The organism is Fulvivirga sediminis (assembly GCF_016757215.1).
GTDB classification, from domain to species: Bacteria; Bacteroidota; Bacteroidia; order Cytophagales; family Cyclobacteriaceae; genus Fulvivirga; species Fulvivirga sediminis.
Map to the genome: position 1 here is coordinate 1 of NZ_JAESIY010000024.1, position 23,382 is coordinate 23,382.

General features: G+C 38.0%; 14 protein-coding genes and 1 CRISPR repeat array. Of the genes, 13 read left to right on the forward strand and 1 reads right to left on the reverse strand.

Annotated elements, in window-relative coordinates:
• The 13 genes from JL102_RS22955 to JL102_RS23015 form a co-directional block, all read left to right on the forward strand.
• Positions 1-4,276 (forward strand): non-ribosomal peptide synthetase (locus tag JL102_RS22955; protein WP_202246819.1); only part of this gene is annotated, 4,276 nt, incomplete at its 5' end.
• Positions 4,277-4,278: 2 nt separating this feature from the next.
• Entirely contained in the window at positions 4,279-7,350 is a 3,072-nt protein-coding gene (locus JL102_RS22960; protein WP_202246820.1) for a cyclic peptide export ABC transporter, read from the forward strand.
• An 85-nt stretch (positions 7,351-7,435) separates the two neighbouring features.
• Positions 7,436-8,161, forward strand: a complete 726-nt coding sequence (locus JL102_RS22965) for a thioesterase II family protein (RefSeq protein ID WP_202246821.1) — start codon at positions 7,436-7,438, stop codon at positions 8,159-8,161.
• Positions 8,162-8,324: 163 nt separating this feature from the next.
• Complete coding sequence (locus JL102_RS22970; protein ID WP_202246822.1) at positions 8,325-8,474, forward strand: hypothetical protein; 150 nt, start codon at positions 8,325-8,327, stop codon at positions 8,472-8,474.
• A gap of 178 nt (positions 8,475-8,652) precedes the next feature.
• Positions 8,653-10,311: a hypothetical protein gene (locus JL102_RS22975; protein WP_202246823.1), complete on the forward strand. Its 1,659-nt coding sequence runs from the start codon at positions 8,653-8,655 to the stop codon at positions 10,309-10,311.
• Between the two features lie 38 nt (positions 10,312-10,349).
• On the forward strand, positions 10,350-11,477 hold the full coding sequence (locus JL102_RS22980; RefSeq protein WP_202246824.1) for a glycosyltransferase family 9 protein: 1,128 nt from the start codon (positions 10,350-10,352) through the stop codon (positions 11,475-11,477).
• 8 nt (positions 11,478-11,485) lie between these two features.
• The gene (locus tag JL102_RS22985; protein WP_202246825.1) at positions 11,486-12,424 is read left to right on the forward strand and encodes a polysaccharide deacetylase family protein; all 939 of its coding nucleotides are present in this window, start codon (positions 11,486-11,488) and stop codon (positions 12,422-12,424) included.
• Positions 12,425-12,429: 5 nt separating this feature from the next.
• The gene (locus JL102_RS22990; protein ID WP_202246826.1) at positions 12,430-13,716 is read left to right on the forward strand and encodes a glycosyltransferase family 2 protein; all 1,287 of its coding nucleotides are present in this window, start codon (positions 12,430-12,432) and stop codon (positions 13,714-13,716) included.
• A gap of 12 nt (positions 13,717-13,728) precedes the next feature.
• Positions 13,729-15,192: a glycosyltransferase family 4 protein gene (locus JL102_RS22995; protein WP_202246827.1), complete on the forward strand. Its 1,464-nt coding sequence runs from the start codon at positions 13,729-13,731 to the stop codon at positions 15,190-15,192.
• On the forward strand, positions 15,189-16,028 hold the full coding sequence (locus JL102_RS23000) for a galactosyltransferase-related protein (RefSeq protein WP_202246828.1): 840 nt from the start codon (positions 15,189-15,191) through the stop codon (positions 16,026-16,028). The genes JL102_RS22995 and JL102_RS23000 overlap by 4 nt, the downstream gene beginning before the upstream one ends.
• Complete coding sequence (locus tag JL102_RS23005; RefSeq protein WP_202246829.1) at positions 16,021-17,346, forward strand: UDP-N-acetylglucosamine 2-epimerase; 1,326 nt, start codon at positions 16,021-16,023, stop codon at positions 17,344-17,346. The genes JL102_RS23000 and JL102_RS23005 overlap by 8 nt, the downstream gene beginning before the upstream one ends.
• A 12-nt stretch (positions 17,347-17,358) precedes the next feature.
• Entirely contained in the window at positions 17,359-18,114 is a 756-nt protein-coding gene (locus tag JL102_RS23010) for a glycosyltransferase (RefSeq protein ID WP_202246830.1), read from the forward strand.
• Positions 18,111-19,319: a hypothetical protein gene (locus JL102_RS23015; RefSeq protein WP_202246831.1), complete on the forward strand. Its 1,209-nt coding sequence runs from the start codon at positions 18,111-18,113 to the stop codon at positions 19,317-19,319. Before JL102_RS23010 ends, JL102_RS23015 begins: the two co-directional genes overlap by 4 nt.
• Positions 19,320-19,633: 314 nt before the next feature.
• A CRISPR array of direct repeats spans positions 19,634-21,372; the repeat unit is 30 nt; unit sequence CTGCTAATCGTACCTAAGAGGAATTGAAAT.
• A gap of 1,219 nt (positions 21,373-22,591) precedes the next feature.
• Here the strand turns inward: JL102_RS23015 and JL102_RS23020 are convergent.
• Positions 22,592-23,329, reverse strand: coding sequence for a hypothetical protein (locus JL102_RS23020; protein WP_202246832.1), 738 nt, complete (start codon positions 23,327-23,329; stop codon positions 22,592-22,594).
• Positions 23,330-23,382: the final 53 nt, after the last annotated feature.

Consider the following 23,382-nt stretch of genomic DNA (forward strand, 5'->3'; position numbering starts at 1 on the left):
CATAGATGAGATGCCGCTCTTGCCGAGTGGTAAAGTTGATAAGAAACAATTGCCTGAGCCACAAAGATCATTTGAAAATGACTTTAAACCACCTTTAGACGAGGTTCAGTATACATTGGCATCTATTTGGGCAGATTTACTAAAGATAGATGAAGAATCTATCAGTCGTAATGCTAATTTCTTCGAGTTAGGAGGACATTCTTTATTGGCTATTCGTCTAATTTCTAAGATAAAAACTCAGCTTGTGGTAGAGTTGGCTGTAAGGGATATATTCAGAAGACCCACAATTGAAGAACAGGCCAGCTATATCAGTTCCCTTGATAAAGTGTTAAGTCAAGAGAGTGTACGAAATATTGTTAGACCAGAAAAAATACCATTATCATTTTCTCAGGAGCGACTTTGGTTTATAGATAAATTAGAAGGGAGTACTCAATATCATATTCCAATCGTCATGAGATTGGAACAAGGGGCTTCAAAAGAAGCGATTGCTTATGCATATAGTGAAATTATCAACCGCCACGAAGTACTCAGAACTGTATTTTGCGAAGAGCAAGGAGAGCCATATCAGAACATCATGTCTCCACAGACATGGGCATTGAGCCATGAAGAAGTTGCGGAGGGAGCGTTACAGGAGGTAATTGATCGGGAGGTAAGGAAACCATTTGATCTGGCTAATGATCTTATGTTAAGAGCAAAATTGCTCAGTATTGATGCAGGAGGTTATGTATTAGTTCTTGTGGTTCATCACATTTCTTTTGACGGTTGGTCGCAACCGATTTTCATGAAAGAGCTTATGCAGCTTTATCAATCATGGAAGGAAGAAAAGCCTGCGAATTTAGAACCATTACCAATTCAATATGCTGATTATGCTATTGAACAGCGAAATAGACTGAAAGGCGAAGTACTGCAGGCAAAATTAGAATTTTGGGAGTCCATTTTAAGTGGAGTTTCACCATTGAATCTGCCTACAGATTTTGCGAGACCGGCAATGCAGAGTACTCGTGGGGCTTTTGCGTCAAAACGTCTTACTACTACATTAAGCGATCAATTAGCTAATGTCATGAGGCAACAGAATGTCACACTCTTTATGACATTGCTTGCTGCATTTAAAATATTCTTAAACAGATATACCAAGCAGCATGATATATGCATTGGTAGTCCGGTAGCTAATAGGCAGCAAGAAGAGATAGAGCCTTTAATCGGCTTTTTTGTGAATACCCTGGCCATCAGAACAGACGTTAATAAAGATGAAAATTTTCTTGATCTACTGAAGAAGGTTAAGGATACTACCTTGTCAGCGTATGACCATCAGGATGTGCCTTTTGAGAAAATAGTAGAGCGTGTCGAAAAACATAGAGACACAAGCAGGCATCCAATATTTCAGGTCATGTTTAGCCTGATCAATTCTACGGCAGATCAATCAGCAAAGAAAAACAGTGCTATCCAGAGCATGGGTGTTTCAAGAGAAAATGCTCTTTTCGATTTGAGCCTTATTGCCGCAGAAAGTAATGGGGGACTGCAGATAACTTTTGAGTATTGTTCTGACCTCTTCAGGGAAGATACAGTGCTACGGATGTTGGATCAATTCGAAACCTTACTGGAATCGATAGTAAGTCAATCAGAAATCCCTGTAAAAGAATTATCCCTACTACCAGCACAAGAGCAGGATCAGATTCTTCACGAATTTAATGCACCACCTATTTCGGGATCAATTGATCAGACATTTTTAGATGTGTTTGATCAGCGAGTTAAAAATAATCCCGAGAGTACTGCGATTCGCTTTGGTAAAGAAAATATTAGTTACAAAACCCTTGATCATATTTCTACCAATTTGGCAGTTATTTTATCAGAACGAGGTGTCAGTTCAGGTGATATGGTCGTTATCTCCATGCAGCGTTCATCGGAGCTCATAGCTGGTATATTGGGAATATTGAAAGTCGGAGCTACCTATGTGCCAGTAGATAACAAATACCCTGATGAAAGAGTCAGGTATATTTTGGAGGATACTCAGGTATCGATATTCTTAACAGATCAACATCGAGAATTATTGGCAAATACCGACCAGCTAATTATTGGTGATATCGATATTTCTCGTGAACCTACATGCAAACCTGAAAATAAGATCAATTGTGAGGATACAGCCTATGTTATCTATACTTCGGGAACCACTGGAGTCCCTAAAGGGGTGATTATATCACATGCAAGTCTGGAGTCAAGGTTGAAGGAAGAGGTAGAATTACTATCTTTTACAGCAGATGATGTGGCTTGTCTGTCGACAAATTTTGTTTTTGACGTTTCTGTTCTCGAAATTTTTCTCACGCTTTATGCCGGAGGGACATTGATTATACCTAGCGAAGAACAAGCACGTGATTTTGCTTTGCTGGCACCACTAATTGCTCAGGAAGGGGTGACCGTACTTCAGGGCACGCCGAGTCAGTTGTCAGGTTTGGTTGAATATTTTGCTGAGGATCAGGATCTGTCGAAACTACGATTGATATGTATAGGAGGGGAGTCTTTAAACGCCACAATTATCAGACAAATCAAGAATGCGCTTCCTCATGTACAGATCAACAACCATTATGGGCCAACAGAAACTACTATTGATGCTATTTGTCTGCAAAATGTTGAGTCTTTTCAGCGTAATGTAATAGGTTATCCTTTGTCAGGAGTTCAGGCATATGTTATCGGGGATGATATGGATTTGATGCCTGTTGGTATTTCGGGAGAGCTATATCTTGGCGGTGCAGGTGTGGCTAAGGGATATTTGAATCAGCCAGAGCTTACGCAGGAGAAGTTTGTAGCCAATCCTTTTCTCGAAGATGGAAGGTTATACAAAACCGGAGATATAGTAAGATGGTTGTCGGATGGTTCACTGGAATATCTAGGAAGGACTGATAACCAGGTGAAAATTAGAGGATTTAGGATTGAATTAGGAGAGATAGAGGCTGCTTTGCAGGATGTATCGGGAGTATTACAGTGCGTTGTAGACATACATGAAAAAACAGCAGGAGATACGGTATTGGTAGCCTATGTTGTGCCTTCTCAGGGATATAGAGAAAAAGAAGTGCTCCACCAGTTGAAAGGGATGCTACCTTCATATATGTTGCCATCTCATTTTATTGTATTGGATCATATTCCACTTACTATCAATGGGAAAGTGGATAGAAAGTCATTACCTGCAGTTGAATTAGAGGCTAAGGAGAATTACGAGTCACCTCAAAATAAACTCCAAGGCTTGTTAGTAGATGTTTGGGCAGATGTACTCAATGTGGATAAAGAAACAGTGGGCATTGATGATAATTTCTTTCAATTGGGAGGTCATTCATTGCTGGCAGTGAGATTAATGGCAAAGCTGAAAAAGGTACTTTATATACAATTACCTATAGCAGCGTTGTTCGAATGTCCGGATATTCGCTCTTTGTCACACAAAATGGAGATGATGATGGATGGAGAATCTGAAGAACAATCAGATGTACTTATACCAATCAATAAAAATGGGTCGAAAAGACCGGTATATCTTGTTCATGGAGGAGGAGGTAGTCCGATGGTTTTTTATCCTCTGGCGAAACGCCTTGGGCAAGATCAACCCGTTTATGCATTTCAGGCCCAAGGATTTGAGGGGCTATCTAAACCATTGGCGACAGTGGAGGAAATGGCAGAGCAGTATTTGCAAGAATTACTGAAACAACCTCATGATGGATCATTCATTATAGGTGGATACTCTTTTGGAGGTAGCATCGCTTATGAGATGGGATTGCGTCTAATACAAAGGGGATATAAAGTCGAGCATTTGATATTGTTTGATGCTACAGCTCCCAATGTAGAACAGCGAAACCCTTTCCGGAATGAGGATGAACAACTTCACAGCATCGCAGGAGTTTATGGCCTGATGTACGGAAAATCTATTAATCTAAAGCTTGACGATATTGCCGGTCTCGAACCTCAGCATCAATTTGCCAAAATACACTCAAGCATTTTGGACAGTGGTATAGAGGTTTCTGAAAATCAATTGAAGGGATTTCTTACTGTTTATAGCGCTCATATTTTTTTTGAGTATCATCCTCAGATTGATATAGAGCCTGCATTCCCCATTTCACACTTCATAGCTCAACAGATGATGGAATGGAAGAAGACTAATGAATCAGAATTTGATTGGAGCAATTACACCAAAGGTTTGATCAAAGAATATTCTTTAGATACAAACCACTGGGCTATACTTAATTCGGATAGCTTAGCAATAATTGAACATGAGCTTGGTAAAATTTTAACAAACTAGAAGTGAAAAATAGCATTAACATATTAGGCTGTTTGGCCGTGATATTAGGCCAATTTATTGCCTCAGCCCTTCAGGCTCAGGAATATAGCCAAGACCTACGGGCTATGGTTCAGGAGCAAAAGGACAAGGCTGATATTCCCGGGATGATCATAATAATTGTTGATAAAGAATCAACGATTATTGAACCCTTTGGCTACGCAAACCTCGAAACGCGTGATAAAGTGGATAGTCAAAGTCTCTTTCAATTAGGTTCTTTGAGTAAGGCTTTTACTTCTCTAGCCGTATTGAAATTGATTGATCAAGGGAAACTGAGCTTAGACGACAATGTATCCAATCATTTGCCATGGCTTGGATTTACTTATGCCGATAAGGCGGTAGACGTGACTATTAGAGATTTGCTCCACCATACCAGTGGTATTCCTTGGGAGACCATTGCTGATATTCCAGAGGCTGATGATGAAGAAGCATTACTTCGTACGGTAGAAACACTAAAAGGACAGAAATTAAGGTTTGAACCGTCAGAAGCGTTTGAGTATGCGACTATCAATTATGATGTGCTGGCACTTGTAATAGAAAAAATCACAGGAAATACTTTTGAAAATTTTCTGGAAATGAATGTCATCAATCCATTAGGATTGTCTCATACCAGCATAGGTATACCTAAGGACTCAGCAAAAATGACGGTCGGCTATAAGAGTTCGTTTTTTCAATCAAAAGCCTATCAGGCCCCTGTCTACAGAGGTAATAATGCCGCTGGCTATGTAATCTCTAATGCCAATGATATGGCGCGATGGTTGAGAATTCAATTGGGCCAGATATCCAATGATTTATCTGAGCAGATACATCAGTCTCATATGGCAGATGATCGAGTGGCTCCTACTAATCTTTCATATTATGCCATGGGTTGGGAGGTATCTCTAAGAGGAGATAAAAGAGTATTTCATCATGGACAAAATCCAAACTACAGCAGTCATATATCATTATTGCCAGAGGAGGGAATTGCTATCGCCATACTTAGTAATTCTAAAAATGAGATGATGAGCGAAATTGCCTATCAGGCTTTAAATATTATTAAGGGAGAGGAGCCTGATGAAGAAAGAGTAATGGCCGAGGGTAATGGTGACGACAAAGCCTTTTCTGTAGTGTCCATTATATTATGCATATATCTTTTGATCATGACTGTGTTTCTAGGTAAAACGATCTATGATATAAGTAAGGGTAAAAGACATTTTAAAGCTCCAACAGTACGGATAATCTTAAGCAGCCTGGCTTCAGTAACTTTTTGTATACCTCTTTTGTTTGTCATCTATTTGCTCCCAAAGGCATTGGGTAACCTTAATTGGGATACCATCAGCGTATGGATGCCATTCAGCTTTGGTACGATGGTCTCGTTGCTGATCATATCCATGATTTTAAGTTATATTGTGTTTTTTGTAGCACAACTTTTTCCTGAGCCCAACGAAGTAAAGAGGGAATTACCGAAAATTGTCCTTTTCAGTATTATTACGGGTATTTCAAATATGGTAGTGATTTTTATTATTACTTCCTCATTGAGACATGTTATGGATTTGGAATACTTGGTATTCTATTTTCTAATAGCTATGAGCATTTATGTTTTAGGAAGAAAACATGTGCAAACTAAAATTGTCAGAGTTACGCAAAATCTTATTTATGAGATAAGGCTGGAAATGATCTCGAAGATATTTTCAACTTCATACCAAAACTTCGAGAAACTAAGAAAGGGAAGGGTTTATGCTACGCTCAATGATGATGTATCTGTAGTTGGAAACTCCACAGGTATGATCGTGACAATTATCCGGAATACAATCACAATAGGTGGAGCATTCTTTTACATGGCAACTGTAGCATTTTGGGCTACTATGTTGACGCTAACTCTTATCGTTTCTATTACCACCTTCTACTATTTTGTAAGCAGAAGGGCTCAGGGGCATTTGGAAATCGCCAGAGATACGCGTGATGAATTTATGTGGCAAATTACCGGATTGGTAGAAGGTTTTAAAGAGTTATCTCTGCATCATGGTAAAAAGAAGGGCTATCATGCTGATATAGAAAAAACTACAGGAGATTTTAAGACTAAAATATACACGGCACAAATCAACTTTATTAATGCCTTCCTCATTGGCGAGTCCTCGCTAATATTGGTTTTGGGTGTTGTAGCCATTGTTTTGCCAAGCCTAATGCCTGGAATTGAGAACTACGTGATTACCAATTTTGTCATTATTTTATTGTACCTAATAGGGCCTATCAATGAATTATTAAGTGCGGCCCCATCAATAGTTCAATTAAAAATCGCATGGACAAGGATACAAAAGTTTCTTAATGAGATCCCTGCTAATTATGATTGGGCAGCCTCAGCACTTCGCGAGCCTGTTACGTCAGTAGACGAGTTGAAAATTGAGTCACTCTCATTTGAATATCAGGCAGCTGTAGATTCTAAGCCATTTAAAGTTGGTCCTATAGATTTGTCAGTTAAAAAGGGAGAGGCGCTATTCATTATAGGTGGCAATGGAAGTGGCAAAACTACCTTTGCCAAGCTTTTGACAGGGCTTTATGCTGGAAGTTCAGGGCATATATTAGTGGATGGTAAGGAAGTTAAAAATATAGGAGAGTATTTTTCTGCTGTTTTTAGTCCTATGCATTTATTTGATAAAATTTATAATGTAGACCTTACAAATAAGGAAGATGAGGTAGAACGATATTTGAAGCTGCTGGGTTTAACGGGGAAGGTCACTATAAAGGATGGACATTTTAGTACCACCAAGCTTTCTGCGGGGCAAAGAAAAAGATTAGGTCTTCTGCAATGCTATCTCGAAGATCATCCCATATACCTTTTTGATGAATGGGCTGCTGATCAGGATCCTGAATATAGAAATTTCTTTTATAGACAATTGATTCCGGAGATGAAAAGGAATAATAAAATCGTCATAGCGATTACACATGATGATCATTATTTCAACATGGCGGATAAAATTCTAAAGCTCTATACGGGAAGTCCTTCATTCGTGTCCAATAATTATAAGGTAGAGGACGTTTTGGTACAGGACGTTAATTAATCAGGACGTTAATTAATAAGGAATAATGCTGCAGATGGGAATATAACTCGCTGCGATTAATTTAATTTTAAATTTCATTTATTAGATGAGTAAAATAAAACTATTTGCCCTTCCATACGCAGGAGGTTCAGCAAATATTTATCATGGACTAAAATCGCTTATACATGATGATATCGAGTTTATACCTATAGAACTGGCAGGCAGAGGTAGAAGAATAGGCGATGATTTATATTCAGGTCTGGCAGACGCTGTAGATGATATCTATAAAATTGTAGCACCACAGGTTCAGTCCGCTCCATTTGCCTTTTTTGGCCACAGCATGGGAAGCTTGTTGATCCATGAGCTAACCGTTCGCTTAAAAGATAAAATGAGTATAACTCCGAGTCATTTGTTCTTCTCGGGAAGAGGGGCAATACAAGTGAATAGACTTGATCAGAAAAAATATCATAAGATGGATGAAAAGCAGTTTAAAGATGAAATCCTTTTACTTGGCGGCACACCTCCAGAGTTTTTTGAACATCCGGAATTATTAGAGCTCTTTCTACCCTTGTTGAAAAATGACTTCAGGATTGCAGAAACTTCACCTGATATAGCCGGCTTTAAACAATCTGATATCGATATCACCGTTTTTACAGGAAAAGAAGACGATCTCAACGAGGAGCAAGTTTTGGGCTGGAAAGAGTATACCTCGGGAAGTTGTATAATTCATGAGTATAATGGAGGACATTTCTTTATTCATCATGAAATGCCGGCTATAGCTAGGGTAGTTAATGCCACCATCTCAAAACTGTTGGAAGAAAAATGTACGTGATATAGGTGAATTTGTAAGTGCCACATTTATAGGTGGTTAGTGGGTTGTGATATGGTTTTTTAATGAAAGCTAATTAAAAAAATTAATAATTATTGTATTAATATTGTTATTATGATTGCAGTTATTTAGTTTTAACACTTTACTAACTAAAATAATTATTATTATGAGCAAGAAAAAAATGGATATCCAAAAAGTTAAGGATATGATGATTTCCAAAATGGGACAGGCTAACCTTAAAGGTGGATTCAAAAGCAGAGATTACATCATCGCAGGATGTTGTACTCAAGGTTGCTGTGAATATGAGCATTTATAATTTATTATCAGTCTCAAAGGTACAGGTGGTTTTGCCACCTGTACTAATTTTATAGGATTTACACTTAGATCGACCTGAATGCCATATCTCAGGGAGAGGTTAAATGCAAATTGCTGAAAATCTTCTGCATGGCAATTTGCTGAAAATAAAAATATACGCAAATATCTAGATTTAATATATGAGCAATTTTTGGTGGCCCTTAGACCTTTCTGAGAGGGCGGAAAGAATTTTTGAAGATACAAGGGAGTATTTTGAGAAGGAAAGGCAGCAACTGGATTGGGAGAGTGCAAAATCCGTTAATCATTTATCCTCGAGATTGATGAAGACTAATCTTGAGGAAATAATTGAACGGGATAGCTTACCTAACTTATGTCATATAATTAATGGATGGGGTAATGCCGCAGTAAATAATGAACATTTATTAGATTACTTCGAGGATTTTGTTCATTACGATGATAAGAACCGTCCTCATATATTACAGTGCCTACCGGAAGGAGACTTCCACCCCTGGCAAAGTTTTGCTTATTCAGTGATGGCTGGGATAGATGGAGGTGAGAAGTTTGGGAAAAGACAACATACCTTAGCTGAGGTAGCTGAAAATAGTCGTTATATCAATCATAAAGATGGCGAAGAGTTAGGTCATCTATTGTTTGCGCTATCATTTCTTGAAGACAAAAAGGATATTAAACCTTTCGAATTTCGGGATCGCGATAATGCAGATTTGGAAGAACTCATGGAATGGGCTACCACCACGCATGTAGAAGGTACCTTCCGTGTTTGCCGTAAGTTTCATTTAACAGAAGGCCTATGTGCCATATCTACACGTATAAATGGCTTCGAATCATATCAAGAAATTGCCCCGTACTTCCTGGAAGGACAGTTGAATATGATCTATTTATTGTCCATTATTCTTGACGAGGCCATAAAGGCAATTGACGAAAAACACGATATAAAAGAGGATAGTGTAGCTTACGAACTTCGTGAGGTAATGGCGATTAGAGATTATTTTGAAAACCACCTATACTATGCTGGACATATTATAGAACTAGCTACTTTTGCACACCTACTAGGTTTCGAAATGTCTAATGGGCATCGTAACGCTATTATTAAGGTGATTAATCAGCTAAATACTTTATTTCCAAAATATATTCCTTCACTTTCTTTTAGTGAGGCTTTTTTAGGAATTGGACATTACAGACGTTCAGTTACGCTTTTAATGGAAATTCTTGAGAGAGAAGAAAAAGGTGAAGCTATGGACTGGGAAATGTTAAAAAACTATACAGTCGACTTTAATAAGCTTCAGCCGATATCTTTCACTGAGCAAGAGATAGAGGAAAGTGAGCGACTTGTAGGGCTTAAAGTTTTTAAGTTATCTGCACCTTCAGAAGCAACTAATGATTATTTGCAGGAGATCATTGACGAATATGAAGAACTTTCACCTTCTAAGGAATTTATGCTTCGTAGTAAATTTCCTCATTTTCGTAGGGTATTACCTAAGGGGTGGCCACGTTCTGTGCATTTTGAACTTCTTGATTATGAATCTTCTTCCGAAAAAATTGGCCTTGAATTTCACTTAGAAAGTGAAGAGGTTAAGTTCTTGCAGGCTTCTTTGGGAGAGTTAAAAGATGTACTTTCTGAGGAATTTTCTGAGTACGAGGTGATAGAAGATCATGATTGGTATCATGGTAAAGGGCGGGTTAAGATAGACCTTCCATACAACGCCGGTGCCGATACTACTGCCAAAGCCTTCCTGAAATTTGTGGAAGTAAGTTATCCATTGATTCAGCAAAAATTAGAAAACCACTTTAGTCAGCTTCAGGAAGCTGCTGTTTCATAATATTCGGTTTACAAATTGAAATTAGAGTAAGGCATTCTATGAATTGGGAGAGCGTAAAAAGAGACTGTTCATATTATAAAGGCCACATACCTTGTGTACCCAATAAACAGGAGGGACATACCTGTTCTGAATGTCAAGTGTATTCTAGGATAACTAAGAGAATCCTCATTATAAAATTGGGTGCTCTTGGTGATGTTATCAGAACAACGCCATTACTTAGAAAGTATAAGGAGCTCTATCCGGGGTGCCATATTACTTGGATCAGTGATTTTACCGATGTTCTGCCCAAGTCATGGATTGATCACATTATACCGATGAATTCCAGAAAAATTATGGAAGTCACACACACTAAATATGATATCGCCATCAACTTGGATAAAGAACCTGAGGCTTGCATAATACTTAAGCAAGTGATGGCTGATGAAAAATATGGATTTACATGGGATAATGGAATTGCCCCTGTAACTCCTGCGGCTGAACCTAAATTATTGACAGGCTTGTTCGATCAGCTGTCAAAGCAAAATACAGCATCCTATATCGATGAGATTTTTTCTATTTGTCATCTTGATTATACTGATGAAAGATACATATTAGATGTTGATAAGGACTACTTTAATCATTGGGAAAAAACCTTGAAGAAAGAGACTGATTATCCCATAGTTGGTCTTAATACTGGTGCTGGCCAGCGATGGCCTACACGTCAATGGAAAGTAGAATATTGGGAATCGTTGATTAAATCTCTTCAGGATAAAGGATATTATTGTGTTTTATTGGGAGGCAAAGATGAACATGAGAATAATTTAGCCCTAAAGCAATCCACCGGATCATTTTATTCGGGATACTTTTCCGTACAGCAATTTATCGCCCTTATCGCTCAGTGTGATCTTGTAGTGACTCAAGTCACTATGGCCATGCATTTGAGTCTGGCACTAGACCGGAAGCTGATCTTAATGAATAACATATTCAATCCACATGAGTTTGACTTATTTGATCTGGGGGAAATTATTCAGCCCGATCAGGGGTGTGATTGTTATTTTGGTTCATCGTGTATCCATGGTCAGAGTTGTATGCAATATATCAAGCCAGAAGAGGTGTTAAGTGCTGTAGAGCGACACCTGCCACTAGATCAGGTAAAATTGAAATCAAACTATTCTTATGAATTATGACTAATTTAATGATGAGGAAAATATATATATTACTCTTATACGTGATGATTAGTAGTGCCGCGATCGGTCAAAATAAGACAGTTGCAATAACTCTGGATGATCTCATCGTGGCAGGCTCATCAGAATATACCATTGATGAGATAGAAAAGATCAATGATCAACTGCTTAGTCACCTGGATAAATTCAATATTCCTGTGACGGGCTTTGTAAATGAGAAAAGTCTTTATGTACCCGGTGAGATTGATAGAAGAACCGAAATTCTGAATGCCTGGGCCAGTAGAAAAGCTTTGGATCTGGGTAATCATACATTCAGCCATCCGTCATTTCATGATACCAAACTAGAAGATTTCAAGGCGGAGGTTTTAAAAGGAGAATTAATTACCCGGATGATATTAGATCATACTGGTAAGCAGCTGCAGTACTTTCGGTTTCCGTTTAACTCAGCAGGATCAGATTCATCTTCAAAGGCATCATTCGAGCAATTTTTGGCAGAAAAGGGTTATACAATTGCTCCTTTTACTGTTGAGAGTTCTGATTACATTTTTAATGCCCTGTACAAAAGAGCTAAAGGGGAAGGAAATGTAGAAAAAATGGAAAAAATAAAGCAGCAATATCTTGATCATACAGATACATTATTTACTTTTTTTGAAAAGATGGCGCTTGAAGTTCATGGTAAACACATTCCGCATATTTTTCTTGGTCACGTGAATGAATTACACGCTGATGTTATGCCGCAGTTAGTAGCACTACTTCAAGATAGAGGGTATACTATTGTAAGTCTTAGCGAAGTGATGAAAGACGATATCTACCAGCAAAAAGATCCTTATGTAGGCAAGTGGGGATTCTCATGGTTACATAGGTGGAACACTAAAAATCGTATAGACTGGTTAAGAAAAGAGCCAGAACCAAATCAACAGGTTTTGTCAGAATATAAAGCACTCAATTAATATTAATGACAAAAGTCGTGGTGCCATTATTCTCGATAATTATCCCCTATAGAAACCATTCGGGTCACTATAAAAATCTAATTACAGTAATTCAATGGTTCAAAGACTTAAATGCAGAAGTAATAGTTGTTGAAGAAGGACAAGAGGAACAGTTGCACCTTGAGGAGACATGGGTAACCAAAATTTACATTTATAGTCCTTATCTCTTTAATAAAAGTTGGGCTCTTAATGTAGGGGCAGAAGCGGCAACTACGGATTATCTCGTGTTTGCAGATGCAGATCTTTTACTTAATCATGATAATTTATTGCAAGGTATTTCCCTGCTAGATAAATATGATGCGGTTTCCCCTTATGCTACGGTGGTAGACCTTTCTTCTGACGAATCTGAACAGGCTCGTTCCACGTACCCAAAAAATGACCATAGAGAAGGACGGTCCTTTATTAATTTCGCAGGAGGAATCTTGATGATGACACGGGAGCCGTTTGATAATGTAGGTGGATGGAGTGAAGAGTTTTACGGATGGGGTGGTGAGGATAATTTTATGACATGGAAGATATATAAGTGGCTGGACTGGACCACAGTATCAGGAACGGCTTATCATCTCTGGCACGAACGAAATGAGCCTGATACTACTTCATATAATGCTAATATAGAAATCTGCAATAGAATTGATGCCTACAGCGAAGAAGAACTCATTAATTGGATTTGTTATAGCGGTATATTGAAAGGAAATTCAGATAAGTTCAATCAGACACGGGTAGAAGAACAATCCTTAGTTATCGAGGTAGATAATTTAGGAGCGGAATTATCGCTATCGGTGATTAAAACAACGATTGATTGTAAAGAACATCTTCAAGCGGATGCGCAATATCTGGAAGGTATAATTAAAAATAAGAACAATACTGAGGCTATTGTATTTATTCAGAAAGGCTGTTTTTTTAATAACCTTCAAGTTCAAAGTGCTTTACAAAAGGCAGTTTCAGGCAGGTCTCCTGTTGTTTTGTATGAAGGAGATGTCATTCTTATTCATCATGATTTTCATGATATTTCTTCTTATGCCGAGCCTGTTCCACTCGGGATGAACATTGCCCACGATAACATTTGGGGAGGTGTGGCTATTAGTGATTACAAAGAAATTGAAGAATTATTAATTCTTTTTAAGAGGAACAATACGTCAGAAATTAAAGCATATTTTGAAAACTGCGATTCAGTTGAGGGAGCTTGTTTGATCAAAGAAATAAGTGTTTTTGACCAAAATTTAACCCAAAACGATTTGCAGCTTAACGACTAAACATTATAAACCTTGAAGAACAAAATTGGGATAACCGGTGGTGGTAAACATGCTTGGGTAAGTGTAGATCGTACGAGAAGATTCTATATTGATGCTCTACAACAAGATTTTGACTTGGTATTTATCGATAATATACAACAAGTTGAAGCATATGACATTGACCTTCTTTTAAATTTTGCAGGTAACATAGGTTGGGAAGTTGCAGGTAAAATTTCATGCCCGGTAATATATTGTGCTCATGGTGGAGCCATTCTTAATCAGGATTTTCTTTATGAACAACTACCGAACCTCAGGGATTGTGATGGCATCATAGTAAATTGTCATTCTGATATTGAGATCTTTGAGAGCATGTGTGGTGAGGTACGCCCAAATTTTTATTATTTACCACTTCCGGTCAATGAGGACTTATTTAATCCAATGGATCAATCGGTGGCTCGTGATGTTTTAGGCATTCCTGAAGATACCGTGTTGATAGGGCACATCAGCCGATTATTACCTCAGAAAAACCTGCATAGATTTCTTCATTTATTTGCACAGATAGCTAAGGAGCTAGATAGTAAGGATGTGAAGGCTTTAATTGTAGGCAATTTTTGGGTTGATTATCCTGTTTTGGATTATGTAACTGATACCTACCCTCAGTATATAGAGGATTTAATATCTGATCTTGGTATTGAAGAACAGGTGATTATGCTACCTGCGAAGCTTAGCGACGAAGAGTTGCTCTGCTGTTACAATGCATTGGATATTTTGATTCACCCAACGCATTCTTTAGATGAAAATTTCGGATATGTTCCAGTTGAGGCTATGGCTTGTGGGGTGGCGGTGATTGGTAGTGCTTATGGAGGTCTTAAGGATACCATAAAGGATGGAGTAACAGGCTTCGTTATGCCAACTTGGGTAACTACTAATGGTATTCGTACCGATGAGTCTCTTGGGATTGACAAAGCTTTGCAATTACTGCAACTATCAGGGGAGGATAAAATGAAAGTAAGGGAAGCTTGTATCAATCATATTGATGCTGGATTTACTTACGAGCATTGTGCCCGTACGCTTGTGGACTTTGCAAGAAAAAGTATTGACAATTATGATGATAAGAATACTCAGCGTATACAGGTAAACCGCGGTGATGCCGTGAAACTCTCTGATACATCATTACCAGCTACAAAGAGTGGTACTCATTGGGAGATGTATTACGAGGTAGTTTCTCATTATGTAAGCCAGAATTGTGCTGATTTTGTTCCAGGTAGCAAAGTCTATACTGCATACCCCTGGACACAGCTAGATGATGAAACCATCAAGCTTGATGACCCTACCTGGCCAGCCACTTATACTATAAATGGAGATAGAGCCTTGTTGGATAAGATTGGTGAAAAAGGCTTGACTTATCATGAGGCCATCAATCAGGGAGTCTCCACTGATCTTATTAATAAGTGGCTTCAAAATGGTCTTCTGGCAATAACTAAAATTGACAAATGATTTCATTAGATATAATAATACCGTGGAAAGACAGGGAGGAGCTTTCACGTTGCCTCAAGGATAATAGTACATTTTTTGCTGAAAAAGGAATAGAGCCGGGCTTTATTATTGTCAATTGTGGAGGCAATAGGCAACGCGTACGTGAACTGGTAGACTCAGCGGAGATAGATTTTTCAGTGCGTATCCTTCATTTTGAATACCAGGGATTCAACAAGTCCCTTACTTTGAACTTAGGGATTCACAAGTCTGTCAGAGAGAATATTATGGTGCTGGACACAGATGTGATATTAGGTAAACTTGATATTCAGTGTCTGAAAGACTCTCTGGGGAATAATGCGTTCGTTACTCTGGAAAGAATACTTGAGGAAAAGCCTGAGCCGGAAGAATTTCCTGAAGCCTGCGAGCTGGTAGAAATTGGTAATTTTATTGAATTTAAGGCCGCTAATGGTAATACGGCATTGGTAGAAATGAACCGTAAGGGATTATTGGATAGTAGTAGAAGTGGTCCGGGCATAATCGCTCTTTCCAAAAAGGCACTGGAAGATGTAGGAGGCTATAATTCGGAGCTGGAAGGTTGGGGATGGGAAGATCTTGACTTGATATCCAGACTACAATTGAAAAATGATTTGAAGAGAGAATCGATGGGCATGGCTGTGCATATGACCCATGATGATGATGTCCGATATATTACGCCAGAGTTTGACTTTAAAAGGCAAAATGAACAACGAAATTTTCAGGTTTGTCTTATCAACTATCGTTTAGGAATATTAGAAGGTAGTCTGAAAGAGGATAAAGAATATATTGATTTGATTGAAGAAGAACTTATTCATGACTGAAATTAAACCATACTATAATAAGGACATTGTTACTGAACAGGTGAAAAAGGCCAATGAGAAGCAGTCGCCATTGTACTTGATTTTCATAGGTACCAAACCGTGCTATATTAAACTGGCCAGTTTAATTCATGGTATGAATGAGTATGATGTTCCTTTTTTGGCTATTGATGTAGGGCAACACTATGATAAAAACCTTACCAGCGCCCAGCATGAACTTGGTTTTTCAAGTCATATTTCTGTTTATTTAAAAGTACAGAGTACACTTACTGCCAGGACGCCACTTTTAGCCAATCGCATCAATTGGTTATATGAACTATTAAATGAATTTGGGCTTAAAGATCAGGCTATACCAGTAGTGTCAGGAGACACTTCTACGGCAGGACTTGTTCCTGTCTTTTGGTATATGCAGGAGGGTGGCACCAGTGTGCATGTGGAGGCTGGCCTTCGCTCATATCGCCCTGTATTAGATTGGAACGGTAATGTGGAAGATGTACTTGCCATGCAGAATAATTGTGCTTGGAAGATGGTTAAAGATGCACCTTTTCCAGAAGGATTTGATACAAGGATTGCCTCTGTGGGTTGTCAATTGTTATTTGCACCGGAGCATGTCAATAGGCAAAATCTAGTAAGCGAAGGTTATGATGAATCGACAATTGTTTTAAGTGGTTCGCTCAGTAGTGATGCGATTGATAAAATTAAGAGTGTAAAACCTGAGAAGTCTGTATTTGAAGAATATCCTTTTTTAAACGAGGGAAGATGGTTAAGAGTAGATTTTCATAGGAGAGAAAATATGAAGCCAGCTGAAATGAAAATTTTACTGGAAGGGCTTATCAGCTATATGGAAGAAGGGGGGGAAGTTGTGTTTGTAATGACTAATGCAGCAAAAGCAGCGCTCGATCAGTATGGTTTTGAAAATCTTTTTGATCAGGCTGTGCGGCAAGGAATGCAGGTTACCCCACTATGGCCTGAATATTCCCAGGTTATCGAGTTTATCAATTCAGAAAAATGTATAGGAATATACACCGATAGCGGAGGACTTCAAGAGGAAAGTCATGTGTTGGGAGTTAGGTGTGCTACTTATAGATGGAATACTGACAGACCGGAGACTATAAATTTTAGTACTACCAATGTGCTGGTTCCTCCTGTAAGTGCCGAGTTCATTAAAAAAAGTTTGCAGTTGATCTTTCACGAACAAAAAATCCTTGATATTGAAAACGGTCAAAAATTGTATGGAGATAAAGTGGGATACAATATCGCATCATATTTGAAAGATTATAAACCTGTAAGTCCTGTGATGGGCAATGTTTTAAATTACTGAGCCAGTTAATCAATGGGGATTGAATTTGAACATTTTCTAATCACGCGCTTTAATGTAAAGAATCAGGCCTGGCAGGTTGATAAGTCAGGAGTAACAGTGAGAGATGATTCATGGACAAAGCATAGACTCCAATTGTTTGAGCAGATATGTTTGCCTTCAATCCAAAATCAAACGAATAAAAATTTTAAATGGCTAATCTATTTCGATATTGATACTTGTGACGAAGTCCGCGAGCGTTTCAAAGTAATCCGACAAGAGAATCCTTTTATTTTTCCACGTTACATCCAGGGAATGGAAGTGTTTATAGCCTCCCTTCAAAAGGATATTTCTTCCCACTTACAGAAGAATACTCAACATCTAATTACAACGAGAATAGATAATGATGATGCTTTCCATCAGGAGGCCATGGCCAATATTCAAAGTGGTTTTGATGGCCAAAAGATTGAAGCAATAAACTTGCTCGAGGGCGTTCAGTGGGAGATTAGAGGCGATAATTTCTATTATGCCTTTAATGAAAGTAATCCCTTTATTAGTCTTATAGAGAAACTAAATTTTAATGTCGTTTTCAAAACTGTATTTTACAAAGATCACAGGTATTTCGCAGAAAAGCCTGAGGATGGGGTTATGACTAGGCAATTTTGTGGGGAACCTATGTGGTTACAGGTCATTCATGAGGCAAATATTTCTAATGAGACTGATGGCCAGCCTATTTTTAAGGATGGTGTTTTGGAGATGTTTAGTATGAATGCAAGTTCTCTGAAAATATGATTATAGAGTATATTATAGACAAAGGTTTTGCATTTATTGGTCTGGCAGAAGATACCACTAAAATATGGCAGCCGTTGAAGGAGATATCAGAATTAGTAAATTTTGATTATGTCATCGTTTTAGAAGGAGAGCTACTTCCGCATGTTGACGATGTCCTCGAAAGTGAGTCTTTGTACTTTAAAGAAGACTTCGTCATTTTTCTTACAGACAGAAAGGAGCCACCAAAGGTAAATGGGCAAGATCATGGACCTGTACGAAGTTTCATTTGCTCATCTCAAATATTCAACATTCACTACTGTAGTTATAAAGATCATGGTGTTGATGAGTGGGCTTATTATCTGTTACATCTCGTGTATAATAAAGCGGTTTCGCCAGAAAAATTAGAGGTAAGGCAATTACCATTGAAGCCGATAAGGAAGATTTCAGAGGAGAGTTTGATTAATGTGATCATACCTCATAAAGGAGATTGTAAGGATTTGAATAGCTGCTTGAATTGTCAGCTTAAGTCAGAGTTTAATAGGCAGAACATATTAGTTGGATTTGACGAATATAAAGAGGATACTGATCACCAATTAGTATCTCATTGGGGAGCTGAGGTTTCATTTTACCAGGCCAATCCTCCCAATGTTGGTCCGTATGTGATCAGAGAATCATTAATTAATAAGTGTGATAGAGGTCTTCTCACGTTTGTGGATTCTGATGATCTCTCTTGTACTGATAGATTAAATGTTCTTGCTGGTTCGCTTAATGAGCAAATAAGAATGGTTGGTTCTCATGAATTAAGATTTGACGTTATCAATAAGCATATTCGTGCAATAAGGTATCCTTTAAATGTGTCTGAAGCGTTAGATATACACACGGGATTCCCACTCTTGCATTCGACAGCATTAATGTACTTGGAAGATTTTGAAAGGGTAGGAGGGTATTCTACTAATAGAAAATTTGCCAATGACACCCAATTTTTATTACGAAGTTATTTTTACATGAATATTTCCAATGTTGATGAATTTCTATACATTCGAAAGACACATCCCAAATCATTGACAGCTGGTAAGACTGATCCACTTTCCGACGAGATCAGGACAAAATTGGCTAATCAATGGAATACTGATTTTGAGAAAATAAGAAATGAAAAGCTTGGGGTAATGGACTCTTCTTTAGCACCTATTAAAGTAGATAAAAATGAACTTACTAGAGTAAAATAGGTCAAAATTTGGTTGTAAAGGATTTATCGCGTTTACAAACTAGAATGAGTGGGTCTGTAATGGCTTATATTCTAACTTGATTTTTGACTAGGAATCAATCATGAAAATGATTAAAATATCGTCGACCTTCTGGAAAAAAGAATTTAATGAAGTACAGCAAAGGTGTTTCGTGAATTATAGTACTGATAATTAATGACTTATAAAGTCGTCAACCTCCGGGGCAAATCATACGATCAGGGGTCGACGATAATTTTGGGAATTAAGCTCTTTGAAATCTTGTTATTTTAATCACAATAGCTGTTTTTGTAACGGATCTGCTAATCGTACCTAAGAGGAATTGAAATCAAACTTTAGATAGCCCCGATGGGCAAGAATGCGAACTGCTAATCGTACCTAAGAGGAATTGAAATTTGTAGATATAAAAGGAAATGCGGTTCAGAGTCCTATCTGCTAATCGTACCTAAGAGGAATTGAAATTGGCATCAGGTACATATACAGAGATTGCAGCCTCTGCTGCTAATCGTACCTAAGAGGAATTGAAATAACATACGTATAAGGTAATGTTTAACGTAAAACAAACTGCTAATCGTACCTAAGAGGAATTGAAATAAAATAACTTTTGCTGGTTCTCCTTGCCAAAAATGTCTGCTAATCGTACCTAAGAGGAATTGAAATTTGTAATCAAAAACATATTGCCTTTTTACCAATTCTGCTAATCGTACCTAAGAGGAATTGAAATCTGTAGATCATCATTTTCTGCTATTATCTCGTTAAAACTGCTAATCGTACCTAAGAGGAATTGAAATTGTACACCCTTAATAATCCAATCTCCTTCAGTTGCACTGCTAATCGTACCTAAGAGGAATTGAAATATCATGACTAATAACTTTATAGGTGACTATGAATTTCTGCTAATCGTACCTAAGAGGAATTGAAATCCAATAAACCTACCTCTTATCGCTACTCAAACAGCCTGCTAATCGTACCTAAGAGGAATTGAAATAAGCTCTACTATCAGTCAGGTAAGAAAAAAGGTCAACTGCTAATCGTACCTAAGAGGAATTGAAATTTATTTTTTATTCTAAAGTTCCGAAATTAAAACCTGCCTGCTAATCGTACCTAAGAGGAATTGAAATATTAATCGTTAAGTAGGTGCAGGGCAGGAAGATAACCTGCTAATCGTACCTAAGAGGAATTGAAATTTCATTTTTCCAGCCCATTTCTCATCAGCCCATCCTCTGCTAATCGTACCTAAGAGGAATTGAAATGTCTCTAAATCATAGTTGCCTTCACCACCTACAAACTGCTAATCGTACCTAAGAGGAATTGAAATTCTCTACCAGGTCATCTATATTAAGAAGAGTAAGCTGCTAATCGTACCTAAGAGGAATTGAAATTAAGGCCTTTATAGAACTCTTCAGCTGCTTCCTGATTCTGCTAATCGTACCTAAGAGGAATTGAAATTGGTCTATATCAGCACCAAACCCGAAACCAGTAGCGCTGCTAATCGTACCTAAGAGGAATTGAAATTGGGAGGCAGCAAAAGACATGATCTAATTCACGCCTCTGCTAATCGTACCTAAGAGGAATTGAAATTTTGCTATTATTTCATTGAACTTGCTATTTAATATACTGCTAATCGTACCTAAGAAGAATTGAAATTTAAAGAATTGAATTGTAATTTAGGTTCATTATCCTGCTAATCGTACCTAAGAGGAATTGAAATTCTGTAGAATCATTTAAAGTTGCTTCTATGTATACATCTGCTAATCGTACCTAAGAGGAATTGAAATTGTTGTAAATAGGCGGTATGTCTGTATCCCACTGCTGCTAATCGTACCTAAGAGGAATTGAAATTGTTGTAAATAGGCGGTATGTCTGTATCCCACTGCTGCTAATCGTACCTAAGAGGAATTGAAATTTTCTTTTTTTTTGCATTTTAATATATGTTTAATCGTTCTGCTAATCGTACCTAAGAGGAATTGAAATTTTTGAATGCGCATTTTGACCTCACGTCTTAGTTCTGCTAATCGCACCTAAGAGGAATTGAAACCAGACGAAGGCTTGTGTGTTGGCCTAAAGCGGTCTGGTTCGCGAAGGGCTGTGCGGCATGGTTTGCTGGTATGAGCAAATGGTTAGAAGTAGGAGTTTTTGTCACTTTTGCATCGACCAAAAGTAACCAAAAGTCTAGTCATAATAAACCTGCCGCCCCAATGGCTCACGCTGCCCCGGTATCATGACTGGCCTCCCGCTTCCTTTCTGGCGAAAGGGTTGGGGGGTAGTTCTTAATAGAATATTTGTCGTTAGTTGTAGTATCTAACTGAATACTGATCACTGATCACTAATTACTAATTACTAAAAAACTAATCGCACCTAAGAAGAATTGAAATAATTCTTGCTGCCGCAAATATACCATAGCAAATTTTGACTAGTTGATCCTCTGTTAATCCATGGTGGTGGACGTTGTTTCATCTTCTTTTGGTTTTTGAGTGCTATTAAAATTTTTACTATCCGGTATATAGGTGATCAGTCTACATAATCTCCGGTTGATCCATTTTGCATATCTCATATTTATTATGAGATATAATTCTGATACATAGCTTTCTCAGAATCTCGCTCGTCAGCTCAGCTTCTGTGATTGTTTGCCTACATATGAGCATCTTTGTGCTCTGGTGTAAGAGCATTAGCTTTATACAGGCGGTTTTTTATTATGCATTTGCATTCAATATATACAAGCCTTTTTAAAGGCAGCATAACTGAATACTTAGGCTCAATTCACTGTACTTTCTTTTACTCTGAGATTTTTAAAGCAGGGCTGGCATTAGACTTTTAAGTAATGGCCGGTATTAAAGTCCCGTAGAATTGTATGTTGTAAATATAAATGGGCATGGGTAAATATCCTTGGTATAAAATTGTGCCTCGGTACAAAAAAATATGACAGTTTTCGCTATTACTAAAGATTAAGTCATTGAAATAAAGTTTGTTATGTTTGATTCCTGAATTTGTGTAGGAGGTGGGATTTTTATTGTCGTAAATGATAGTACTCCATAACTTTAAATAAAATTATCAATCTGGTATTATCAAATTTATTATGTACACACTATGCTCTGGAAACTGCCTCAGATATTTCAAAACATATGCATGCGCGTGTGCACGCAGGTCAAAAAATAAGTTCTAAGCAGATAAAATATCAAAAAAATAGCCTGCGCGCACGTAAGCTATTTTTTTGATTATGAAAAAGTAGTGTGCGCACGCACACGCACCCTGTTTTTTTAATGAGAGTTTAAAAAACAGCATGCACGCACACCATATTTAGTCTTTGGACGATGTATGGACCTGCTATCTTTGAGTTTAGCAATCTGTGCTTCGCATTCCCTGAATAGCTTAAGATTAAGAGACTCCCTATTTTTTTCCTTCTTTTTGGCTTTAAGAATTCTGGTGAGCTGCTTGTGTAGGATGGATTTTGCTTCAATTTGTGCCTTTCTCTTTTTCTTCTTGTCATACCAGGCTTTTGTGCCTCGGAAACCGAATGGATTGTGTGTAGAGAAATACCTGTCAGGCAGCTGTACATATCGCTTTTCAGGATCTTTAGCGATATACTCTCCTGCCATTTTGATCCTTGATACATATTGCTGGTGGACTTTACCTAAACTCTGGGTGCTCACAGGCTCGTAGAATTTCATAATTTGCTTTTCACCAACCTCTAACTGACTTGGAGATAGATAGCAGTCTTTGTAAAGAAGCTCCAATGCCATGCTCCAGAGCTGGCCTGATAGTAATTTGAGAAAAGTGCTGCGGTTGTCGTTGGATGCATCTACCGCGCCCCCGGCCTCCCGCATTGGCACTTTTTCTCTGGTTTCATGACGCACCACCTGGTTGGAAGGCAGGGTATTTGATCCCGGGATTTCGTTGCCAGTTCTTATTTTTTCATCACAACTTTTTTCTTTTTGTTCAGAACGGCATTGCCCTGAATTAATGGTTGTGTGCGAATTTTTTGGTGGTATGATCATACCCCAAAAATTAGGTCAACAGTTTAAGTTCAAAAAAGAAACTTAAATTTACT

Coding starts and splice junctions, on each gene's coding strand:
- JL102_RS22965 (WP_202246821.1), top strand. CDS start 7,436: ATGAGTAAAATAAAACTATTTGCCCTTCCATACGCAGGAGGTTCAGCA.
- JL102_RS22970 (WP_202246822.1), top strand. CDS start 8,325: ATGAGCAAGAAAAAAATGGATATCCAAAAAGTTAAGGATATGATGATT.
- JL102_RS22975 (WP_202246823.1), top strand. CDS start 8,653: ATGAGCAATTTTTGGTGGCCCTTAGACCTTTCTGAGAGGGCGGAAAGA.
- JL102_RS22980 (WP_202246824.1), top strand. CDS start 10,350: ATGAATTGGGAGAGCGTAAAAAGAGACTGTTCATATTATAAAGGCCAC.
- JL102_RS22985 (WP_202246825.1), top strand. CDS start 11,486: ATGATGAGGAAAATATATATATTACTCTTATACGTGATGATTAGTAGT.
- JL102_RS22990 (WP_202246826.1), top strand. CDS start 12,430: ATGACAAAAGTCGTGGTGCCATTATTCTCGATAATTATCCCCTATAGA.
- JL102_RS23000 (WP_202246828.1), top strand. CDS start 15,189: ATGATTTCATTAGATATAATAATACCGTGGAAAGACAGGGAGGAGCTT.
- JL102_RS23005 (WP_202246829.1), top strand. CDS start 16,021: ATGACTGAAATTAAACCATACTATAATAAGGACATTGTTACTGAACAG.
- JL102_RS23010 (WP_202246830.1), top strand. CDS start 17,359: ATGGGGATTGAATTTGAACATTTTCTAATCACGCGCTTTAATGTAAAG.
- JL102_RS23015 (WP_202246831.1), top strand. CDS start 18,111: ATGATTATAGAGTATATTATAGACAAAGGTTTTGCATTTATTGGTCTG.
- JL102_RS23020 (WP_202246832.1), bottom strand. CDS start 23,329: ATGATCATACCACCAAAAAATTCGCACACAACCATTAATTCAGGGCAA.